The sequence below is a fragment of the uncultured Aggregatibacter sp. genome (genome assembly GCF_901873365.1).
Lineage (GTDB): Bacteria > Pseudomonadota > Gammaproteobacteria > Enterobacterales > Pasteurellaceae > Aggregatibacter.
The window spans coordinates 1-3,036 of sequence record NZ_CABFLM010000112.1; the positions used below are offsets into that span (position 1 = coordinate 1).

Genomic DNA, 3,036 nt, shown 5'->3' on the forward strand with positions numbered 1-3,036 from the left:
GCGGCGTTGCCTGAACATGAAAAACACATTTTCATCAGCAACTTAAAATATCAAACCTTGTTGGATTCCATTCAAGGCCGTAGCCCAAACGTGGCGTTATTGCCGTTGGTATCCATTCCTGAATTGGAAACTTGGATCGAAACGTGGACGTTCTCTGAAACCATTCACTCTCGTTCTTACACGCATATTATTCGTAACATTGTGAACGATCCGTCTATCGTGTTTGACGATATCGTGACCAACGAAGAAATCATCAAACGTGCGCGCGATATTTCTTCTTACTACGACGATTTAATCCGTGACAGCCAACTTTATAGCCTGTACGGCGAAGGCACTTACACCGTGGATGGCAAAGAATGTGTCGTCACCTTACGTAATTTGAAAAAACAACTTTACCTTTGCTTAATGAGCGTGAACGCACTTGAAGCCATTCGTTTCTATGTGTCTTTCGCGTGCTCTTTTGCCTTTGCTGAGCGTCAATTAATGGAAGGTAATGCGAAAATCATTAAATTTATCGCCCGTGATGAAGCGTTGCACTTAACCGGTACGCAGCACATTTTAAATATCATGGCGGCAGGTCAAGACGATCCGGAAATGGCAGAAATTGCCGAAGAATGTAAACAAGAAGCCTATGATTTATTCTTAGCGGCAGCAGAACAGGAAAAAGACTGGGCGGATTATTTGTTTAAAGACGGCTCCATGATCGGCTTGAACAGAGACATTTTAGTGCAATACGTGGAATACATCACCAATATCCGTATGCAGGCGGTAGGCTTGCCATTGCCATTCCAAGCACGTTCAAACCCGATTCCTTGGATCAACGCCTGGTTGGTTTCCGACAACGTACAAGTGGCACCGCAAGAAGTGGAAGTGAGTTCTTATCTTGTGGGTCAAATTGACTCCAAAGTAGACACCAAAGATTTCGACGATTTCGATTTATAATCTTTGATGTCGCTAAAAGTGCGGTGGATTTTTCGGGTGTTTTTAAATTCCGATAAAATCTACTGCACTTTTTTATTTCTCAAGGATTGCCTCCTCTACTCACTAAAACAAGCATGTAATCCTTTCATAAAAATCACCGCACTTTTATCTCTTTCTTCTTCAAAAAATATATTTGATAGCCGTCACAAATTTGTTAAAAAAATGTTTCTAATTTATTAAAACAATGCTAATAAATAGCAGCCATGGAGGACATTTATTATGCAAACACAAATCCCTTTCTTCGCTAAATATAAAAGCCTGATTATTCTTGTTTTGGATTTTATCTTGATGTTGGTGCTAATCAACACATTGCCCTTCTCACCAAAGGAAAACCGCGGCTTGGCATTGCTGACGTTCATCGGTATTTTGTGGTTGACAGAAGCCTTTAATATTACGGTGACCTCGCTTATGGTGCCAATTCTTGCCATTGGTTTAGGACTGATTAACACACAGAAAGCCCTTGCACCTTTTGCCACCCCGATTATTTATATGTTCTTCGGCGGCTTTGTGATTGCGGCGGTATTACAAATTCAGCAACTGGATAAAATCATTGCGAACTACATCGTGCGACTCGCCAAAGGCAATTTAAAACTTTCCGTGGCGTATTTATTTGGGGTGACCACCTTTTTATCTATGTGGATCAACAACACGGCTGTCGCGGCAATGATGTTGCCACTCACCATAGGAATGTTAAAAGGGTTGAATGCAGAAAAAAATTATCGCCTGTATGCGTTTACCTTATTAGGTATGGCGTTCTGTGCCAGTATTGGCGGCATTGGCACCTTAGTCGGTAGCGCTCCTAATGCCATCTTGGCCTCTCAAATTCAAGTGACTTTTACTGAATGGTTAGGTTATGGCTTCCCGGTAATGCTATTGTTGTTACCTTCCATGTTATTTGCTCTTTGGGTCATTTTACGTCCCAATTTTCATGTCGAATTTGCCCCTTCTCTTGAAAAAGTCTCTTTCACCAAAAAGAACATCATCACGCTAATCATCTTCAGTGTGATGGCATTACTGCTCCTGTTTAGTTCTGTTCTCAACCCTTGGTTCTCCGGTTTACTGGGCTTAGAGAAAAAAATTGATAGCTTTGATAGTGTCATCGCCTTAACTGTAGTGGTGATTATCGGCGTGACCGGTGTGGCAAAATGGAAAGAAATTCAGCAACGTGTGGAATGGGGCGTGTTAATGCTCTTTGGTGGCGGATTAACTTTGAGTATTGTCATGAAAGACTCCGGCGCCAGTAAAATCATGGCAGACACCATTGTGCAATTTACCAATGAAAAACCGCTGTGGGTGCTGTGCTTCGTCGTCAGCGCATTCATCATATTCCTCACAGAATTCACCTCTAATACCGCCAGTGCAGCATTGATTATGCCTATAGTAATTTCAGTAGCGCAAACCTTAAACTTGCCACCAATCGCCCTCGCTGCCATCATCGCCTGTGGTGCAAGCTGTGCCTTTATGTTGCCAATTGCTACACCGCCGAATGCTATCGTATTCGCGACAGGCCATGTCAAACAAGTGGATATGGCAAAGGTCGGCTTTATTCTCAACCTTTTCTGTATCGGAATAATTGGCGGCATGGCATATTTCGTGTGGATCTAATTTCGATTACAATACGCACAATGCTATTTAGAGCAGTTTTCTAACTGCTCTTTTTTCTTTTAACAATCATGAAAATCCATTTATTACACAGCTGTCAAACCATCGAACACGATAATCAAATCCCGCTCCTCAATCGCTTGGAACAACATGGCATTTACCATGAATACCAATGTCGTAGCGGTTATTGCGGTTCCTGCCCCCGATAGCGCAAGCGTCCACGCTTGTGCTAAGTAAATAAACTAAAGGCACAAGCGAAGACGCTTGCGCCAGCATAAAAAAACATTTTAAAAACTGACCGCACCTTACTCATAAGATTAAAGGAGAAACAAAAATGGCATACACCACTTTCTCACAAAACAAAAACGACCAGTTAAAAGAACCGATGTTCTTTGGTCAAAACGTTAACGTTGCCCGTTACGATCAACAAAAATATGAGACCTTTGAAAAGCT

2 protein-coding genes and 2 pseudogenes are annotated in these 3,036 nt (G+C 42.0%); all 4 read left to right on the forward strand.

The window, feature by feature from the left end:
* Positions 1–942 (forward strand): class Ia ribonucleoside-diphosphate reductase subunit beta (nrdB, locus tag QZ106_RS09350; RefSeq protein ID WP_295976575.1); only part of this gene is annotated, 942 nt, incomplete at its 5' end.
* 258 nt (positions 943–1,200) lie between these two features.
* Complete coding sequence (locus QZ106_RS09355) at positions 1,201–2,586, forward strand: DASS family sodium-coupled anion symporter (protein WP_295976576.1); 1,386 nt, start codon at positions 1,201–1,203, stop codon at positions 2,584–2,586.
* A gap of 68 nt (positions 2,587–2,654) precedes the next feature.
* Positions 2,655–2,783: pseudogene (locus tag QZ106_RS09360) on the forward strand (2Fe-2S iron-sulfur cluster-binding protein); the annotation flags it as partial.
* A 134-nt stretch (positions 2,784–2,917) separates the two neighbouring features.
* Positions 2,918–3,036, forward strand: a pseudogene (locus QZ106_RS09365) (ribonucleotide-diphosphate reductase subunit beta); the annotation flags it as partial.